The organism is Achromobacter ruhlandii (assembly GCF_002082135.1).
GTDB lineage: Bacteria > Pseudomonadota > Gammaproteobacteria > Burkholderiales > Burkholderiaceae_B > Achromobacter > Achromobacter ruhlandii.
Genome location: NZ_CP017433.1, coordinates 6,019,506 through 6,037,582, shown reverse-complemented (window position 1 = coordinate 6,037,582; position 18,077 = coordinate 6,019,506). Strand labels below are relative to the sequence as shown.

Here is an 18,077-nt window from a genome sequence, read left to right as displayed (position 1 = left end):
TGTGAGGGTGCGCGGGTCCGAGCGCGATGGAGCTTTTATGCAGCGATGGAAGCGGGCGGCATGTGCCGCCATGGTGACGGCGGGCCTGGCCGCGGCCTGGCCCGCATCGGCGGCCCGGCCGGCGCCTGGCCTGGACGGCGCCGCGGCGTTGGACTGGCAATGCGACGTGCCGGCCGAGGCGCGGCGCGAGTTCGCCGCGCGGCGCGCGCAGGGCGCAACGACGCGCGAGGAAGTGCGCGCCGACGTCGAGGTCTGGCGCGCATCCGGCATGGCGCAGCTGTCGCGCGCGCGTCCCTTGCCCGACGTCTTCAGCGAGCGCTATCGGCAACACTACGCGACGTATCTGCGGATGCGCGGCGGACCGGAATTCGAGGCCGCGCTTTGCAGGGAGTTGCAGGATGCGCGCTGAACCGGCGCCGCCGGCGGCGCGGCCATGCCGCACAGCATGGCCTGCCTGGGGTAGCGTGGTTACTCGCTATACGTCTTGGTGCTGTAGAGGCTGATCGGCAGCAGGTTCAGCACCGGCAGGCCGGACACCGGATCCTTGGCCTGCTTGTCGATGTAGGCCTGCAGCACGTCGGCATCCAGCACGCCGATGTCCTGGCGCCGCGCCGCCGGCACGTTGGCAAGGGTCTTGTAGCCATCGCCGCCGGTGGCGTTGAAGCTCAGCACGAACAGCTTGTAGGTGCGGTTCAGGTCCAGAGGCAGCCAGTTGCCGCTGGCGCTGTCCAGCACTTCGATGTTCGACACCCGGCTGCCCTGGGCCAGGGCGGCATTCACGTCCCAGCGCAGTCCGCCCGCGTACGGGTAAGGGCCGGTGGAGCCGCCCGGGCCGTAGACCGCCTGCATGCCGTCTTCCAGCATGCCCTTGACTTCGGCGCCGGTGATATCCAGGCGCCAGAGCATGTTGCCGAACGGCACGACCTCGATCACGTTGGCCGCCGTCACATTACCCAGCAGCGGCACGCGCACGCCGCCACCGCTTTGCAGGGAAATGTCGGCGCCGCCGTAGTTGGCATTGGCCACTTCCAGGTAGGCCTGGGCCACCAGCTGCTGGATGTCGCCGCCGTGCAGGCTGACGTTGCCCAGCGTGTTGCAGGCGACACTGGAACGGCCGTAGTCGCGCGAACCGGGGCCGCCGGGCACGCGCCGCGAGCACAGCTCCTGCGGCACCGTGGCCACCAGGCTGGCGCTGAACGCGTCAACCTTGGCCTTGAAAGGCTGCAGCACGGCGGTGGCTTGCGGGTCCGGCGCCTGCACCCGCAGGAAGCCGCTGGCGGCCACGTCCGCCAGGATGGCGGCCTGGTCGGCCGCGGCGGGCGTCGCGCCGCCGATCTTGAAGGCATCGCCCACCAGCACGTGCGGCGTGCCGGCGCAGGCCGTGACATCGCCGTTGGCGTCGAAGCTGACCTTCAGTTCGCCGACCACCTGCGAGTATTCCCAGGCCTGCACCAGACAGACGCGTTTGCCGTCCTTGTTGCGCAGTTCGGTGGGGTATGGGCCGGCGGGCGAGCCGACGCCATAGGTCGACAGGGCGGCCGGTCCCAGCAGGGTGTGCGAATCTCCACCCACCACCACGTCCACGCCGCTCAGGTTGGGGATGATCTGCTTGTCGTACTCGTAGCCGATGTGGCTCATCACCACGATCTTGTTCACGCCCTGCGCGCGCAGGGCATCGATCTGTTGCTGCGCGGCGGCGGTTTCGTCGGAGAACAGCGTGCCGGGGTCGGGGCTGGACGACTGCTGCGTCTTGTTGGCGATGGTCAGGCCGACCACGCCGATCGGCTGGTCGTCGCGCCGCAGCACGATGGAAGGCTTGACCATGCCGGGCGCGCGCGCCGGGTTCAGCGCCGAGTTGGCGCCGAACGTCACGTTGGCGCTGAGCACGGGCGTCTGGCAGGTGCCGGCATGCAATAGTTCGATGAAGCGTTTCAGGCCGCTGTCGCCCTTGTCGAATTCATGGTTGCCCAGCGTCATGGCGTCGAAGCAGACCGTGTTCATCAGGGCCGCGTCGGCCTCGCCCGGCTCGCCGGCGCGATTGAAGTACAGCGTGCCGGTGGTGGCGTCGCCAGCGTGCAGCTTGAGCACGTTGGGCGCCTGCGCCGCCAGCGCCTGGAACGCGGCGGTCACGCGCGGGAAGCCGCCGATGTCGTCATTGACCGCGACGCGCGAACCCGCGGCGTTCAGCAGCTTCAGGTCTTTCTTCTTGCTGTCCAGGTTGGAATGATGATCGTTGATGTGCAGGATCGTCAGTTCCATCGGCCGGCTGGCGACCGGCGCCGGCTCGGGCGGCGGACTGGCCGGCGTCTCGTCGTCGTCGCCGCCGCCGCAACCGGCCAGCAGGGCCACCAGGCTCAATGCGGCCGCGCCGGCCGTCCTCTTCCACGTGATCATTCGCGCGCATCCCTCTGTCTTCGGAGGGCGCATGGTCGCGGGCCGAGATTACGCGAAGATGAATGACGGGCCTGTCATATTTGGCGCGGCGGCTGTCGCCGACTTGTCATGAAAGAAAGCGGGCCCGGCGCATGCGCGCCGGGCCCGCGGAAACCTCAGCCGGGCGTCAGTAATGGATCACGGTGCGGATCGACTTGCCTTCATGCATCAGGTCGAAGGCTTCGTTGATGCGTTCCAGCGGCAGCGTGTGGGTGACGAACGGATCCAGGTCGATCTTGCCGCTCATGGCATCCTCGACCATGCCCGGCAGCTGGGTGCGGCCCTTGACGCCGCCGAAGGCCGAGCCGCGCCAGACGCGGCCGGTGACCAGCTGGAACGGGCGCGTGCTGATTTCCTGGCCGGCGCCGGCCACGCCGATGATGATGCTCTCGCCCCAGCCCTTATGGCAGCATTCGAGCGCGGCGCGCATCACGTGCACGTTGCCGATGCACTCGAACGAGAAGTCCACGCCGCCGTCGGTGAGCTCGACGATCACTTCCTGGATCGGCTTGTCGTGGTCCTTGGGGTTGATGCAGTCGGTGGCGCCCATGGCGCTGGCCAGCACGAACTTGTTCGGGTTGGTGTCGACCGCGATGATGCGGCCGGCCTTGGCCTGCACCGCGCCCTGGATCACCGCCAGGCCGATGCCGCCCAGGCCGAACACGGCCACGGTGTCGCCTTCCTTGACCTTGGCGGTGTTGTGCACCGCGCCCAGCCCGGTGGTGACGCCGCAGCCCAGCAGGCAGACCTTTTCGTGCGGCGCGGCCGGGTTGATCTTGGCCAGCGAGATCTCGTTGACCACGGTGTACTCGCTGAAGGTGGAGCAGCCCATGTAGTGGTAGAGCGGCTTGCCTTCATAGCTGAAGCGCGAGGTGCCGTCGGGCATCACGCCCTTGCCCTGGGTGGCGCGCACCTTCTGGCACAGGTTGGTCTTGCCCGACAGGCAGAACTTGCACTCGCGGCACTCGGCCGTATACAGGGGAATGACGTGGTCGCCCGGCTTGAGCGAGGTCACGCCTTCGCCGACCTCGACCACCACGCCGGCGCCTTCGTGGCCCAGCACGGCGGGGAACAGGCCTTCGGGGTCGTCGCCGCTCAGGGTGAAGGCGTCGGTATGACAGACGCCGGTGTGGGTGATCTGCACCAGCACTTCGCCGCGTTGCGGCGGGGCGACGTCGATTTCAACGATTTCCAGCGGCTTGCCAGGGCCGAATGCGACGGCTGCGCGTGATTTCATGAGGGGCTCCAGAAGGTCGGATGGGTTATTTGAGATAAGAGCGGACGATGCGCATGACCTGGTCGATCTCCGCTTCGGGTTCGAGCGCCGCGCCGGGTCGTGCGCCCTGGGCGGATTGCAGGAAGGTCTCGCGCAGGTGGCTTTCGAGCACTTCGGCCATCAGCCCCGTGGCCGCGCCGCGCAGGGCCGCCAGCTGCTGCAGCAGCGCGCCGCATTCCGTGCCTTCGTTGACGGCGCGCTCGAGCGCCAGGGCCTGGCCCTGGATGCGGCGCAGGCGCGTGGTGACGCGCTTTTTTTCTGCGGGGGAATGGGGCACGGCGGCCTCCGGATGGATACAGGGGGGGAGTATAAGCCGGCTGACCGGGTGCGTCCAGCGCGGGCGGCCTGTCTGTACATGTCCAGCCGACCCTTATAATCGGCATTCGTCCCACGGCACGACACAGGATACCCCTTGGCTTCTCCCCCGCCCCGTTTGCCGGCCCAGCCCTCGGCCCTGCCGGCGCCGCTGTACGCACAGCTCAAGCAGATGATCGCCCAGCAGATCCGCAGCGGCGCCTGGCCGGCGCACTACCGCGTGCCTTCGGAAAGCGAGCTGGTGCAGGAGCTGGGCTACTCGCGCATGACGGTCAATCGCGCGCTGCGCGAACTGACGGCCGAAGGCCTGCTGGTGCGCATGCAGGGCGTGGGCACGTTCGTGGCCCAGCCCAAGACCCGCTCGGCGCTGTTCGCGGTCAACAACATCGCCGACGAGATCAGCGCGCGCGGGCATCGCCACCACGCGCGCGTGGTGCGGCTGGCCGAGGAACCCGCCGGCGGCGAGCAGGCCGCCGCGCTCGACATCCGCGAGGGCCAGCCGGTGTTTCATTCGCTCATCGTGCACTACGAGGACGACGTGCCGATCCAGCTCGAAGACCGCTACGTCAATGTGCGCCTGGCGCCAGACTATCTGAAGCAGGACTTCACCCAGCACACGCCCTATGAGTACCTGACGCGCGTGGCGCCGCTGACCGAGGGCGAGCACGTAGTCGAGGCCATCGTCGCCAAGCCGCGCGAGTGCCAACTGTTGCAGATCGAGCGCAGCGAACCCTGCCTGCTGATCCGCCGGCGCACCTGGTCGGGCGAACGCGCCGTCACCCTGGCGCGCCTGATCCATCCCGGTTCGCGCCATCGTCTTGAAGGAAAATTCTCCACATGATCCCGTTCGATGTGCGCCTGTACCGGGCACAGGATTACCCGCGCATGCCCTGGCGCAATGGCGGCGGCACCACCCAGGAAGTGGCCTGCAACGATGGCGGCGACAGCGCCGCGTTCGAATGGCGCCTGTCCATCGCCGACGTGGCCCAGGATGGCGGGTTCTCGTCGTTCAATGGCCTGCAGCGCATCATCACGGTGCTCGAAGGCGCCGGCATCGCCTTGACCGTCGACGGCCAGGCGCAGGCGCCGCTGCGGCCGCGCCAGGCCTACGCGTTTTCCGGCGATGCGCGGGTCGACTGCCGCCTGCTGGACGGCGCCATCCGCGACTTCAATCTGATCTACTCGCCGCGTCACTACCGCGCCCGGCTGCAGTGGATCGGCGGCGTGCGCGAGTGGGCGTTCCATAGCGCCGCCAGCACGGTGTTGCTGCTGAACGCGGGGCAGGCGCTGACCGTCCGGCGCGACGGCCGCGCCTTGCCCGAACCGGCGCGCTACGATTGCCTGCATATCGAACAGCAGGCCGCGGCGCGCGAGGACGGCCGCGATGATCTGGCGGAGTACCGGCTGGCGTCGGCGTCGATGCTGGACGCCTGCCTGATCGAACTGCAGCGGCGCCACGGTTGAACGGCCTCAGCCACTGATCGGTCTTTTTTGTACGGGAAATCCCTGACCGCAAAACGACTCCGTCGGACTTGTATATACAAGCATAGGCATCCTATGATTCGGCATCCGCCGCGTTTCACCGCGCGCCGCCCTCGAACACGGAGACTGCCTTGGAAAAATCGAACCGATACCGCGACGTCGAGATCCGCGCCCCGCGCGGCAACCAGCTGACGGCCAAGAGCTGGCTGACCGAAGCGCCGCTGCGGATGCTGATGAACAACCTCGACCCGGACGTGGCCGAGAATCCCAGGGAGCTGGTGGTGTACGGCGGCATTGGCCGCGCCGCGCGCGACTGGGACTGCTACGACCGGATCGTCGAGACGCTCAAGCGCCTGGAGGACGACGAAACCCTGCTGGTACAGTCGGGCAAGCCGGTGGGCGTATTCAAGACCCACGCCAACGCGCCGCGCGTGCTGATCGCCAATTCCAACCTGGTGCCGCACTGGGCCACCTGGGAACACTTCAACGAGCTGGACGCCAAGGGCCTGGCGATGTATGGCCAGATGACCGCCGGCAGCTGGATCTACATCGGCAGTCAGGGCATCGTGCAAGGCACCTACGAGACCTTCGTGGAGGCCGGCCGCCAGCACTACGGCGGCGACCTGGCCGGCCGCTGGGTGCTGACCGCCGGCCTGGGCGGCATGGGCGGCGCGCAGCCGCTGGCCGCGACGCTGGCCGGCGCCTGCTCGCTGAACATCGAGTGCCAGCAGGCCAGCATCGACTTTCGCCTGCGCACCCGCTACGTCGACGAGCAGGCCCGCGACCTGGACGACGCGCTGGCGCGCATCGCTCGCTACACGGCGGAAGGCCGCGCGGTATCGATCGCGCTGTGCGGCAACGCCGCCGAGGTGCTGCCCGAGCTGGTGCGCCGTGGCGTGCGTCCGGACATGGTGACCGACCAGACCAGCGCCCACGATCCGCTCAACGGCTATCTGCCCGCCGGTTGGACCTGGTCCGAGTACCGCGAGCGCGCCCAGCGCGAGCCCGCGGCGGTGGTCAAGGCGGCCAAGCAGTCGATGGCCGTGCACGTCAAGGCCATGCTCGACTTCCAGAAGCAGGGCGTCCCGACCTTCGACTATGGCAACAACATCCGGCAGATGGCCAAGGACGAAGGCGTGGCGAACGCCTTCGATTTCCCGGGCTTCGTGCCCGCCTACATCCGGCCGCTGTTCTGCCGCGGCGTCGGTCCGTTCCGCTGGGCCGCGCTGTCGGGCGACCCGCAGGACATCTACAAGACCGACGCCAAGGTCAAGGAACTGATTCCCGACAATGCCCACCTGCATCGCTGGCTCGACATGGCGCGCGAACGCATCCGCTTCCAGGGCCTGCCGGCGCGCATCTGCTGGGTCGGCCTGGGCCAGCGCGCCAGGCTGGGCCTGGCGTTCAACGAGATGGTGCGCAGCGGCGAACTGTCGGCGCCCGTGGTGATCGGCCGCGACCACCTGGACTCCGGTTCGGTGGCCAGCCCCAACCGCGAGACCGAGGCCATGCGCGATGGCACCGACGCGGTGTCCGATTGGCCGCTGCTCAACGCCCTGCTGAACACCGCGGGCGGCGCCACCTGGGTCTCGCTGCATCACGGCGGCGGCGTGGGCATGGGCTTCTCGCAGCACGCCGGCATGGTGATCGTGTGCGATGGCACCGACGCGGCGGCCGAGCGCATCGCCCGCGTGCTGACCAACGATCCGGGCACCGGCGTGATGCGCCATGCCGATGCCGGCTACGACATCGCCATCGACTGCGCCCGCGAACAGGGCCTGGACCTGCCCATGATCAACGCCACCCGCTGAGCCGGCGGCACGCTGTGGAACAACCAGGGCGCCGCCGGACGGTGTCCACGAGGAGACCTCGCATGCAGCAGGACCGCGCGGCGCAAAAAGTGGCGTTGATCGAACGACGCTCCATCGACTACATCCCGGAGAGCGAGCGCCACGGCCGGCTCTACAGCCAGTTCACGCTCTGGCTCGGCGCCAACCTGCAGATCACCGCCATTGTCACGGGCGCGCTGGCGGTGGTGCTGGGCGGCGATGTGTTCTGGTCGCTGATCGGCCTGTTCATCGGCCAAGTGTTCGGCGGCGCCGTGATGGCCCTGCACGCGGCGCAGGGGCCCAGGCTGGGCCTGCCGCAGATGATCTCCAGCCGGGTGCAGTTCGGCGTCTACGGCGCGGCGATTCCCATCGTACTGGTGTGCCTGATGTACCTGGGCTTCACCGCCACGGGCACGGTGCTGTCGGGCCAGGCCATCGGCCAGCTGCTCGGGGTCAGCGACAGCGCGGGCATCCTGCTGTTCGCCGCCGTCATCGTGCTGGTGACCGTGTTCGGCTACCGCATGATCCACATCATCGGCCGCGTGGCCAGCGTGCTGGGGCTGGTCGCCTTCGTTTACCTGTTCAGCCGCGTGGTCGCGCTGGGCGACCTCAGCCAGTTGCTGCGGATCCGCCATTTCAGCTGGACCGCGTTCCTGCTGGCGGTATCGCTGGCGGCCTCCTGGCAGATCGCCTACGGCCCCTACGTGGCCGACTATTCGCGCTACCTGCCCAGCCGCACGTCGCCGCTCAGGACCTTCCTGGCGGTCGGCGCGGGCTCGGTGCTGGGCGCGCAGATCGCCATGACCCTGGGCGTGCTGGCTGCGGCCATGGCGGCCGGACAGTTCGCCGGCCGCGAGGTGGCCTACATCGTCGGCCTGGGCGGCGCGGGCGCCACGGCGGCGCTGCTGTACTTCAGCATCGCGTTCGGCAAGGTCACCATCTCGACGCTGAATTCGTATGGCAGCTTCATGTGCATCGCCACCATCATCAGCGGCTTTCGCGGCCATGTGGACATCTCGCGGCGCCAGCGGCTGGTGTTCGTGCTGCTGATCGTGGGCGCGGCCACCTGTGTGGCGCTGGCGGGGCAGCATTCGTTCCTGAACGCCTTCAAGTCGTTCATCCTGTTCCTGCTGGCCTTCTTCACGCCCTGGAGCGCCGTCAACCTGGTCGACTACTACTTCATCAACCGCGAACGCTACGACGCGGCCGCGCTGTCGGACCCCGATGGCCGCTACGGCCGCTGGAACTGGCCCGGCATCCTGGTCTACGTGACGGGCGTGCTGGTGCAGATGCCCTTCATCTCGACCAAGCTCTACACCGGTCCGATGGTCGCGCACCTGGGCGGCGTGGATATTTCCTGGATCATCGGGCTGGTGGTGCCCGGCATCCTCTACTTCATCCTCGCCCGCCGCGCCGGGCAACCCGCGCTCCTGCCGGCGCGGCGCGGCCACGATATCGCATGACACCGAAGCCTCATCCTGGAGAACAAGAAATGGATCTGCACCTCAAGCCCGGCCACCTGACGCTGGCGCAATTGCGCCAGGTGTACCAGCAGCCCGGCCGCCTGACGCTGGACCCTGCCGCCCATGGCCCGATCGACGCCAGCGTCGCCTGCGTGGACCGCATCATCGCCGAAGGCCGCACGGCCTACGGCATCAATACCGGCTTCGGCCTGCTGGCCTCCACCAAGATCGCCCGCGAAGACCTGCAGGCGCTGCAAAGCTCGCTGGTGCTGTCGCACGCGGCCGGCGTGGGCGAAGCGCTGGACGACGCCATGGTGCGCCTGATCATGGTGCTCAAGATCAACAGCCTGGCGCGCGGCCGCTCGGGTATCCGCCGCAAGGTCATCGACAGCCTGATCGCGCTGGTCAACGCCGGCGTCTATCCGCATATCCCGCTGAAGGGGTCGGTGGGCGCTTCCGGCGACCTGGCGCCGCTGGCGCACATGTCGCTGCTGTTGCTGGGCGAAAGCCGCGCCCGCTGCGACGGCGAGTGGCTGCCGGCCAAGGCGGCGCTGGCCCGCGCCGGACTGGAGCCGCTGACGCTGGCGGCCAAGGAAGGCCTGGCGCTGCTGAACGGCACCCAGGTGTCCACCGCCTACGCCTTGCGCGGACTGTTCGAGGCCGAGGACCTGCTGGCCGCCGGCCTGGTTTGTGGCAGCCTCAGTGTGGAAGCCATGCTCGGCTCGCGCGTGCCGTTCGACGCCCGCATCCACGAGGCCCGCGGCCAGCCGGGGCAGATCGACGTGGCCGCCGTGTACCGCGACCTGCTGACCGAAGACAGCGAGGTCGGCCACTCGCATGCCGACTGCGACAAGGTGCAGGACCCCTACTCGCTGCGCTGCCAGCCGCAGGTGATGGGCGCCTGCCTGACGCAGATCCGCCACGTGGCGCAGGTGCTGCAGATCGAGGCCAACGCTGTCTCCGACAATCCGCTGGTGTTCGCGGAACAGGGCGACGTGCTGTCGGGCGGCAACTTCCATGCCGAGCCGGTGGCGCTGGTGGCCGACAACCTGGCCCTGGCGCTGGCCGAGATCGGCGCGCTGTCCGAACGCCGCATTTCGCTGATGATGGACAAGCACATGTCGCAGTTGCCGCCGTTCCTGGTGAGCAATGGCGGCGTGAACTCCGGCTTCATGATCGCGCAGGTGACCGCGGCCGCTCTGGCCAGCGACAACAAGGCGCTGGCCCACCCGGCCAGCGTCGACAGCCTGCCGACCTCGGCCAACCAGGAGGACCACGTGTCGATGGCGCCCAACGCCGGCAAGCGTCTCTGGCCCATGGCCGATAACGTGCGCGACATCCTGGCGATCGAGTGGCTGGGCGCTTGCCAGGGCCTGGACTTCCGCGCGGGCCTGAAAACCTCGCCGAAGCTGGAGCGCGCGCGCGGCCTGCTGCGCGAGAAGGTCGCGCACTACGAGAAGGACCGCTTCTTCGCGCCCGACATCGAGGCCGCCAGCCAGCTTATCGCCGGCCGGCAACTGAACGCACTGATGCCGGCGGGCCTGCTGCCCAGCCTGTGACGCTTCCGGGCGGCCGGCGCGCGCCGAGCGGGGCGTCGGCTCCCTGACGCTGGCCGTCCACGGGCGGCCGGCCGCCGCTCGGCCAGAAAACGATACGGAGACAAGGATGGAAACTCAGGAGCGGGATCTCAGGCGAGGCCTGTCGGCGCGGCACATCCGCTTCATGGCCCTGGGGTCGGCCATAGGCACCGGCCTGTTCTATGGCTCGGCCAAGGCCATCCAGGAGGCGGGACCGTCGGTGCTGCTGGCCTATCTGATCGCCGGCGCGGCGGTCTACATGGTGATGCGCGCGCTGGGCGAAATGGCGGTGCGCACGCCTGTGTCCGGCTCCTTCGGCCAGTACGCAACCAGCTATCTGGGACCGGTTGCCGGTTTCGTCACCGGCTGGACCTACACTTTCGAGATGATCATCGTCTGCCTGGCCGACATCACCGCGTTCGGGCTGTACATGGGCTTCTGGTTTCCCGACGTGCCGCAGTGGATCTGGGTGCTGGCCATCGTGTTCTTCATCGGCGGGCTCAACCTGTGCGCCGTGAAGGTGTTCGGCGAAATGGAGTTCTGGCTGTCGCTGGTCAAGGTCGCGGCGATCATCGCGATGATCGCCGGCGGCCTGGGCATCATGCTGTTCGGCATCGGCCTGGGCGCGGACGGCGCGGCCACCGGCGTGCACAACCTGTGGCAGCACGGCGGCTTCATGCCCAATGGCCTGGGCGGCCTGGTGGCATCGCTGGCGGTGGTGGTGTTCGCGTTCGGCGGCATCGAGATCATCGGTATCACCGCGGGCGAGGCCAGGGACCCGGCGCGCGTGATTCCGCGCGCCATCAACGCGGTGCCCTTGCGCATCCTGCTGTTCTACGTCCTGACGCTGCTGGTGCTGATGTCGATCTTTCCGTGGAACCAGATCGGCAGCCAGGGCAGCCCGTTCGTGCAGATCTTCGATAGCCTGGGCATCGGCTCGGCGGCCCACATCCTGAACCTGGTGGTGATTTCGGCGGCGGTGTCGGCGATCAACAGCGACATTTTCGGCGCCGGCCGCATGCTCTACGGCATGGCGCGTCAAGGCCAGGCGCCGCAGGGCTTTGCGCGCGTGTCGCGCGGCGGCGTGCCCTGGATGACGGTGGTGGTGATGACGCTGTCGCTGCTGATGGGCGTGCTGCTGAACTACCTGATTCCCAAGGACGTGTTCGTGCTGATCGCCTCGATTGCCACGTTCGCCACGGTTTGGGTATGGTTGATGATCCTGCTGTCGCAGGTGGCCATGCGCCGCGCCATGCGGCGCGAGGAAGTGGCGGCGTTGAAGTTCCCGGTGCCGTGGTGGCCGGTGGCGCCGATCGCGGCCATCGTGTTCATGCTGTTCGTGCTGGGCGTGCTGGGCTATTTCCCCAAGACGCAGGCCGCCCTGGTCGTGGGCGCGGTGTGGCTCGCGCTGCTGTGCGTGGCTTATCGCCTGTGGGTGTGGCCGAAGGGCCCCGGCGGCGGCATCGGCTTGCCGGCCGCCGAGGGCGCGGATTGAGCCGCCGGCATGGCGGAGGACAGGAGTCTTGCGATGAAACAGGTATGGCGCAATTGCCAGGCGGCGACGATGGCCGGCGGGCGGTATGCGGTGATCGAGCGGGCCGCGCTGGTGACGCGCGGCGAGCGTATCGAATGGATCGGTCCGGAACAGGCGCTGCCCGGTGGCATCGATGCGCCCGAGCATGACCTGGGCGGCGCCTGGGTGACGCCGGGGCTGATCGACTGCCATACCCATCTGGTGTTCGGCGGCAATCGCAGCCAGGAGTTCGAGCAGCGCCTGCAGGGGGTGGACTACGCGGCGATCGCGGCCCAGGGCGGCGGCATCGCCAGCACGGTGCGCGCCACCCGCGAGGCCACCGAGCAGGCGCTGTATGCCAGCGCCCGATTGCGCGCGCTGCAGCTGCTGCGCGACGGTGTCACCACGCTGGAGATCAAGTCCGGCTATGGCCTGGACCTGCCCAACGAGCGCAAGATGCTGCGGGTGGCGCGCCAGCTGGGACAGACGCTGCCGCTGACCGTGCGCGCCACTTGCCTGGCGGCGCACGCGCTGCCGCCGGAATTCGCCGGCCGCGCCGATGACTACATCGACGAGGTCGCGCGCCGCATGCTGCCGGTGCTGGCGGCCGAGGGCCTGGTGGATGCGGTGGACGCGTTCTGCGAGCACCTGGCGTTCTCGCCCGCGCAGGTGGAACGGGTGTTCCAGGCCGCGGCCCAGCTGGGCCTGCCGGTCAAGCTGCACGCCGAGCAGCTGTCGTCGCTGCACGGCGCCAGCCTGGCCGCGCGTCATGGCGCGCTGTCCGCCGATCACCTGGAATACCTGACCGAAGCGGATGTGCGCGCCATGGCCGCGGCCGGCACGGTGGCGGTGCTGCTGCCGGGCGCGTTCTATGCCCTGCGCGAAACGCAAGTGCCGCCCGTCGACCTGCTGCGCCGCCATGGGGTGCCCATCGCGATCTCCAGCGACCTGAATCCGGGCACGTCGCCGGCCCTGTCGCTGCGGCTGATGCTGAGCATGGCGTGCACGCTGTTCCGGCTCACGCCCGAGGAGGCGCTGGCCGGCGCCACCGTTCATGCGGCGCGCGCGCTCGGCCTGCAGGCCAGCCATGGCGTGCTGGCTGCCGGCATGGTCGCGGATTTCGTGGCGTGGGAGATCTCGCACCCGGCCGAGCTGGCGTACTGGATCGGCGGCGAGCTGCCCAAGCGGGTCATCCGCCATGGCCAGCAGGTCTGCGCGACCACGCTGGCCTGAAGCGGGCGCACGGCCGCGCCGGCGACGCCGGCACGGCCGCAACGGCGTTTCAGGCCGACAGCGCCAGCCGCTCGCGCACCGGCAGGGTCCGCTGTTCGTGGTCGAGCACGCTGGCCGGCAGCCGGAAGATGCTGACCGAATGCTGCAGCCGCTGGGCCTGTGCTTCCAGCGACGCCGCGGCGGCTGCGGCCTGTTCGACCAGCGCCGCGTTCTGCTGCGTGACCTGGTCCATCTGGGTCACCGCGGTGTTGACCTGGTCGATGCCCGTGACCTGTTCGTGCGAGGCGGTGGCGATGTCTCCGACCAGCATGGTGAGCCGTTCGATGGCTGCCTGGATTTCCGCCATGGTGCGGCCGGCCGTCTCCACCTGCGCCGCGCCGGCCTGCACCGTCGCGCCCGAGGCGCCCAGCAGTTGCTTGATCTCCTTGGCGGCGCTGGCGCTGCGCTGCGCCAGCGAGCGCACTTCGCCCGCCACCACCGCGAAGCCCTTGCCTTGCTCACCGGCGCGCGCGGCTTCCACGGCGGCGTTCAGGGCCAGGATGTTGGTCTGGAAAGCGATGCCGTCGATCACGCCGACGATGTCCTCGATGCGCCCGGAGTCCTGCGCGATCTCGCGCATCGTGGCCACCGCGCTCTGCACCGCCGCGCCGCCGCGACGGGCGACGTCCGACGCTTCGGCGGCCATGGCATTGGCCTGGCGCGCGTTGTCGGCATTGCTGGTGACGGTGGACAACAGTTGCTCCATGCTCGCCGCGGTTTCCTCGAGCGACGCAGCCTGCTGTTCGGTGCGGCTGGACAGGTCCTGGTTGCCGGCCGCGATTTCGCTGGAACCGGTGTTGATTTCGGCCACGCCGTCGCGCACCGCGTGCACGGTGCGCACCAGGCTGGACTGCATCTCCTGCAGATAGGGAATGAGCTGGCCGACGCAGTTGCCGCCGAAGGGGGCGATGGGCGCGGTCAGGTCGCCGGCGGCGATGTGCTGGAAGTGCTGCTTGATATCGTTGAGCGGCTGCCGCACGAAGCGCACCACGTAGCGGTCGCCCAGGAACAGCAGCAGCAGGGTGATCCCCAGCAGGATGCCGATGCCGAGGTAGGCGCGCTGGCGCGCGGCGACCGCGCTGATGATCAACGTGTCCTCGCGCTCGCGGGCATAGGCTTCATACTTTTCCATGCTCTCGCCAAAGGCCCGGCTGGCCGCAATGATCGGACCGGCGGCGTGGGCGCGCGCCTTCTCGATGTCATCCGCCGCAAGGAATTTGCGTTGCATGGCTATGCCTTCGACAAGGCTGTCGAATCCACGCTGCAGCGGCTCCAGGATGTCGGCGGGGGTGTCGTCACGCGCCGTTGCCAGGAATGTGGCCTGGTGCTTGCGCGCCAGGTCCAGTGCCGCGTCGATGCCGCGGTTTTCCTCGGCGGCGGGGCCGGGCAGGCCGTCGCGCGCGTATTCCAGCTGGCGGGCCAGGCGCAGCCGCGCCCGCATGACCTGGTCGTTCACGCGGGAAAGTGATGAAACTTCGTTCAGGAGTTCATAGCTGTCGGCGAGCGCCTCGCCCGCGCCGCGCAGCCCATTTACGCTGATGGCCGACTGGCCTGCCAGCAGGACGCTGATGATGAGCAGGGTGCTCAGGATCATGCGGCGGATGGTGATGTCTTTCAGGAACTGTGTCATACGCGTCGTTCTGGGGTGTAGGAGACTGCTACACCCCGGACAACGGCCCCGCCCGATCGATATTTAGCCGGTGTTGCACATCTTACGTATATGTCTGGCGGTCCATGATTTATAACGCCACAAAGCGCAATAAATGCCGAAAATTCAGCGGGCGGCGGGCAATTCGGCTGGCTCGACCGCGCCGAAGCGCAGCCGCGCGAAACTGGCCAGGCTGGCCAGCGCGGCGCACAGCCCGCCCAGCCACAGCGCCATCACGGCGCCGTGGCTGCTGGACACGTTGAAGCAGGCCGCCACCAGGGCCGCGCCGCTGGCCTGGCCCAGCAGCCGCACGGTGCCGATCATGCCGCTGGCGCCGCCCGCGCGCGAAGGCGGCGCCGAGGTCATGATGGCGCGCAGGTTGGGCGACTGGAAAAAGCCGAAGCCGGCGCCGCACAGCGCCATGCGCCACGAGATATCCCAGGCCGATGGCGCCGCCGGCAGCAGGGCCAGCGAGGCCATGCCCAGGGCCAGCAGCGCCAGCCCCACGCCGCCCAGCATGCCCGCCGGATAGTGGTCCGACAGGCGCCCGGCGATGGGCGCCATGAACGCCACCACCACCGGCCAGGGCGTGATGAGAAAACCGGTATGCACCTGGGTGTAGCCAAGCCCCGTCTGGAACAGGAACGGCAGCGACACGAATGCCAGCGCCTGCGCCGCGAAGGCGCAGACCGCGGTGGCGGCGGACAGGGCGAACAGCGGGCGGCGCAGCAGGTCGACCGCCAGGATCGGCGCCGGGTGGCCGGCCTGGCGCCGCATCAGCAGCCACAGGCTGGCGGCCGCCAGGCCCCATTCCAGCGTGACGCGCTGCCACGGCGCGCTGTGCGCCAGTTCGTTCGAGCCCAGTACGAACAGCCCCAGTGTCAGCGCGCACAGCGCCGCCGCCAGGCCGTCGAAGCCGTGCGGCGCGCGCGTGGTCTGCGGCAGCCCGCGCAGGCCCAGCCCCACGGCCAGCAGGCCGATCGGCACGTTGATCAGGAACAGCCAGTGCCATGACCCCAGCAGCAGGATGGCGGATGCCGCGGTCGGCCCGGCGGCGAACGACAGGCCCACCACCATCGCGTTCAGGCCCATGCCGCGCCCCAGCACCGGCGCGGGATAGATGAAGCGCAGCAAGGCCGCGTTCACGCTCATGACGCCGGCCGCGCCCAGCCCCTGCAGGATGCGGGCCGCGACCAGCACCGGCAGCGACGGCGCCAGCCCACAGGCCAGCGAGGACAGCGTGAACACCACGATGCCGACCATGTAGACGCGGCGATGCCCGAGGATTTCGCCCAGCGCCGCGGCCGGCAGCAGGCCCGCGACCATCGCCAGCTGGTAGCCGCTGATGACCCAGATGGAGCCGGCGTCGCTAGCCCGCAGGTCGCGCGCGATGGTGGGCAGCGCGGTGTTGGCGATGGCGGTGTCCAGGCTGGCCATGCAGACGGCCAGCATCACGGCCAGCAACGCGCCCAGGCGTTCGGACGCAGGCAGGCCCTGGCCCGCGGGGTGGATGGTGTTGCGTGAGAAGGAGAACATGGGATGCCGCGGCAAGGCGCCGGGGCGCGGGAGGCCGCCGGCTGGGGGGGTGAGCGTTGATTCTAGTGCGACATGCCGATTCAACGCTTCGTCAGGCGCGGCCGTGCAGCCGGCGCGTGTCGGCGGCCGCGGCGCCTGATTATCAGATCGTCCGCGGATAATGCGACCGGGCGGTCACTTTCCCCTGCGTCGGGATAATCATCGAAGCATAATATCCTTGCCGGAAAGCTCTCGAGCATTTGAATGTCTGTTACTAATTGAAATTCTCTAGTGTGCTGAATTACAACAAATTATCCAACCTCGCCTTAATCGTGTTTTCATAGGGGAAATTCAGTTTATTGCCCTTGTTTTTTAATCCGATTGGTGAGAAGTGGTAAGTGCCAGGGGGTTTGGTTTAAACAGATTGTGCCGCGCCGGTTTATTGGCCTTACCATGATTCTTCACGCAGGTCTGACAGTGCAGCAGTATTTCGTGGGAGTGATTCATGAAACGCTTGTCCTTGTGCGCGACGACTCTGACTTTGACACTGGCGCTGGCCGGGGCGTGGCCGGGGGCCGCGCAGGCCCAGACCACGGCCAACATGACCGTGACGCTGACCATTACCGCGAACTGCACCATCGGCGCGAATAATCTGAATTTCGGCAGTCATGGGGTTCTCAGCACGGCGCTGACCAATACCACCACGGTCAATGTCACCTGCACCAACACCACGCCGTATACCGTGGGCCTGAGCGCCGGCACCGGCACCGGCTCCACCTTCGCCACTCGCTATATGCAGGGCACCACCACGGGTAACACGACGTCCGTCGTGTCTTATCAGCTGTACCAGCCCGCGCCCAACCAGACCGTGGTCTGGGGCGACACGGGCACCGCGGATCGGGTCGGCGGCACCGGCAACGGTTCGGCGCAGGCGTTGACGGTGAATGGCACCGTGCCCTCGCAGGCCACGCCCGCGCCCGATACCTATTCGTCCACCGTCACCGCCACGGTGTACTTCTAGTGGCCCGCGCGCTCCGCAGGCTGGCCGGCGCGATATTGACGGTGGCGATCAGCCTGGCGGCCCAGTCCGTCCAGGCCGCCACCCTGCAGATTTCCCCCGTGCTGGTGGACCTGGCGCCGCAACAGGGCGCCACCGGCATCCTGTTGCGCAACCCGGGCACGACGCCGATCTACGGCCAGGTGCGCGTCTATGCCTGGGATCAGGCGCAGGGCGACGATGTCCTGACGCCCACTCAGGAGATCCAGGCCAGTCCGCCGATCATCCAGGTGCCGCCCAATGGCGAACAGCTGGTGCGGCTGGTGCGGCTCGGCAAGGACCTGGCGCCGGTCGAGCAAAGCTACCGGCTGGTGATCGACGAGATCCCCGATCCCTCCACGCCGCTGGTCAATGGCGTGGTGCTGCGCATGCGCTATTCCGTGCCGGTGTTCGTGGCCGGCGCCACGCCGGAGCCCGCGCCGGCCTTGGCCTGGCACCTGTCGCGGCAGGGCAGGGAATGGGTCCTGCGGCTGGACAACAGCGGGACCCGCTATGCGCAGGTGGCGTCGATGCAATTGCTGTCCGGCGCCGACGCGCCGCTGGCGAAAGTGGACGGCCTGCTGGGATACGCCCTGGCCCGCCGCGAGCGGCAGTGGCGCTTTCCCGCCAAACACGACGCGGCCGGCCAGATCAGGATCCGGGCCCTGGTGAACGGCAGTCCCGTCACCATCACGCCGCGAGTCGACTGACTGATTGC

The 18,077-nt window shown here is 68.5% G+C and carries 15 protein-coding genes; 10 read left to right on the top strand and 5 right to left on the bottom strand.

The features are described 5' to 3' along the window. Positions 1 to 37 precede the first annotated feature (37 nt). Entirely contained in the window at positions 38 to 409 is a 372-nt protein-coding gene (locus tag AruCF_RS27385) for a hypothetical protein (protein WP_235432725.1), read from the top strand. 59 nt (positions 410 to 468) lie between these two features. On the opposite strand, the gene AruCF_RS27380 is transcribed toward AruCF_RS27385, so the two are convergent. From AruCF_RS27380 to AruCF_RS27370, 3 genes are all read right to left on the bottom strand, one after another. After that, positions 469 to 2,394: a bifunctional metallophosphatase/5'-nucleotidase gene (locus tag AruCF_RS27380; RefSeq protein WP_049070718.1), complete on the bottom strand. Its 1,926-nt coding sequence runs from the start codon at positions 2,392 to 2,394 to the stop codon at positions 469 to 471. 166 nt (positions 2,395 to 2,560) lie between these two features. Then, positions 2,561 to 3,670, bottom strand: a complete 1,110-nt coding sequence (locus AruCF_RS27375; RefSeq protein ID WP_049070720.1) for an S-(hydroxymethyl)glutathione dehydrogenase/class III alcohol dehydrogenase — start codon at positions 3,668 to 3,670, stop codon at positions 2,561 to 2,563. A 25-nt stretch (positions 3,671 to 3,695) separates the two neighbouring features. Continuing rightward, complete coding sequence (locus AruCF_RS27370) at positions 3,696 to 3,986, bottom strand: metal/formaldehyde-sensitive transcriptional repressor (RefSeq protein ID WP_049070722.1); 291 nt, start codon at positions 3,984 to 3,986, stop codon at positions 3,696 to 3,698. Positions 3,987 to 4,121: 135 nt separating this feature from the next. Between AruCF_RS27370 and hutC the strand changes: the two genes are divergently transcribed. From hutC to hutI, 7 genes are all read left to right on the top strand, one after another. Continuing rightward, on the top strand, positions 4,122 to 4,865 hold the full coding sequence (gene hutC / locus AruCF_RS27365; RefSeq protein WP_049070723.1) for a histidine utilization transcriptional repressor HutC: 744 nt from the start codon (positions 4,122 to 4,124) through the stop codon (positions 4,863 to 4,865). Further along, complete coding sequence (locus tag AruCF_RS27360; RefSeq protein WP_049070725.1) at positions 4,862 to 5,488, top strand: HutD/Ves family protein; 627 nt, start codon at positions 4,862 to 4,864, stop codon at positions 5,486 to 5,488. Before hutC ends, AruCF_RS27360 begins: the two co-directional genes overlap by 4 nt. A gap of 149 nt (positions 5,489 to 5,637) precedes the next feature. Further along, complete coding sequence (hutU, locus tag AruCF_RS27355; protein ID WP_049070727.1) at positions 5,638 to 7,317, top strand: urocanate hydratase; 1,680 nt, start codon at positions 5,638 to 5,640, stop codon at positions 7,315 to 7,317. A 62-nt stretch (positions 7,318 to 7,379) separates the two neighbouring features. After that, positions 7,380 to 8,798 (top strand): purine-cytosine permease family protein, encoded by a 1,419-nt coding sequence (locus AruCF_RS27350; protein ID WP_049070729.1) that lies wholly within the window; start codon positions 7,380 to 7,382, stop codon positions 8,796 to 8,798. 29 nt (positions 8,799 to 8,827) lie between these two features. Next, entirely contained in the window at positions 8,828 to 10,357 is a 1,530-nt protein-coding gene (hutH, locus tag AruCF_RS27345; RefSeq protein WP_049070730.1) for a histidine ammonia-lyase, read from the top strand. A gap of 106 nt (positions 10,358 to 10,463) precedes the next feature. Further along, complete coding sequence (locus tag AruCF_RS27340; RefSeq protein ID WP_049070732.1) at positions 10,464 to 11,870, top strand: amino acid permease; 1,407 nt, start codon at positions 10,464 to 10,466, stop codon at positions 11,868 to 11,870. Between the two features lie 33 nt (positions 11,871 to 11,903). After that, positions 11,904 to 13,121 carry an imidazolonepropionase gene (gene hutI / locus AruCF_RS27335; RefSeq protein ID WP_049070734.1) on the top strand — a complete coding sequence of 406 codons (1,218 nt, stop codon included), beginning with the start codon at positions 11,904 to 11,906 and terminating at the stop codon, positions 13,119 to 13,121. A gap of 49 nt (positions 13,122 to 13,170) precedes the next feature. Here the strand turns inward: hutI and AruCF_RS27330 are convergent, their stop codons facing one another. Together AruCF_RS27330 and AruCF_RS27325 are read right to left on the bottom strand one after the other, a co-directional pair. After that, positions 13,171 to 14,790 (bottom strand): methyl-accepting chemotaxis protein, encoded by a 1,620-nt coding sequence (locus tag AruCF_RS27330; protein ID WP_049070736.1) that lies wholly within the window; start codon positions 14,788 to 14,790, stop codon positions 13,171 to 13,173. A 144-nt stretch (positions 14,791 to 14,934) separates the two neighbouring features. Beyond that, positions 14,935 to 16,344, bottom strand: a complete 1,410-nt coding sequence (locus tag AruCF_RS27325; RefSeq protein ID WP_049070737.1) for an MFS transporter — start codon at positions 16,342 to 16,344, stop codon at positions 14,935 to 14,937. A gap of 484 nt (positions 16,345 to 16,828) precedes the next feature. On the opposite strand from AruCF_RS27325, the gene AruCF_RS27320 reads away from it, so the two are divergent. Both AruCF_RS27320 and AruCF_RS27315 read left to right on the top strand, forming a co-directional pair. Continuing rightward, positions 16,829 to 17,344, top strand: a complete 516-nt coding sequence (locus AruCF_RS27320) for a Csu type fimbrial protein (protein WP_053085986.1) — start codon at positions 16,829 to 16,831, stop codon at positions 17,342 to 17,344. After that, entirely contained in the window at positions 17,344 to 18,069 is a 726-nt protein-coding gene (locus AruCF_RS27315) for a fimbrial biogenesis chaperone (protein WP_200904294.1), read from the top strand. Before AruCF_RS27320 ends, AruCF_RS27315 begins: the two co-directional genes overlap by 1 nt. Positions 18,070 to 18,077: the final 8 nt, after the last annotated feature.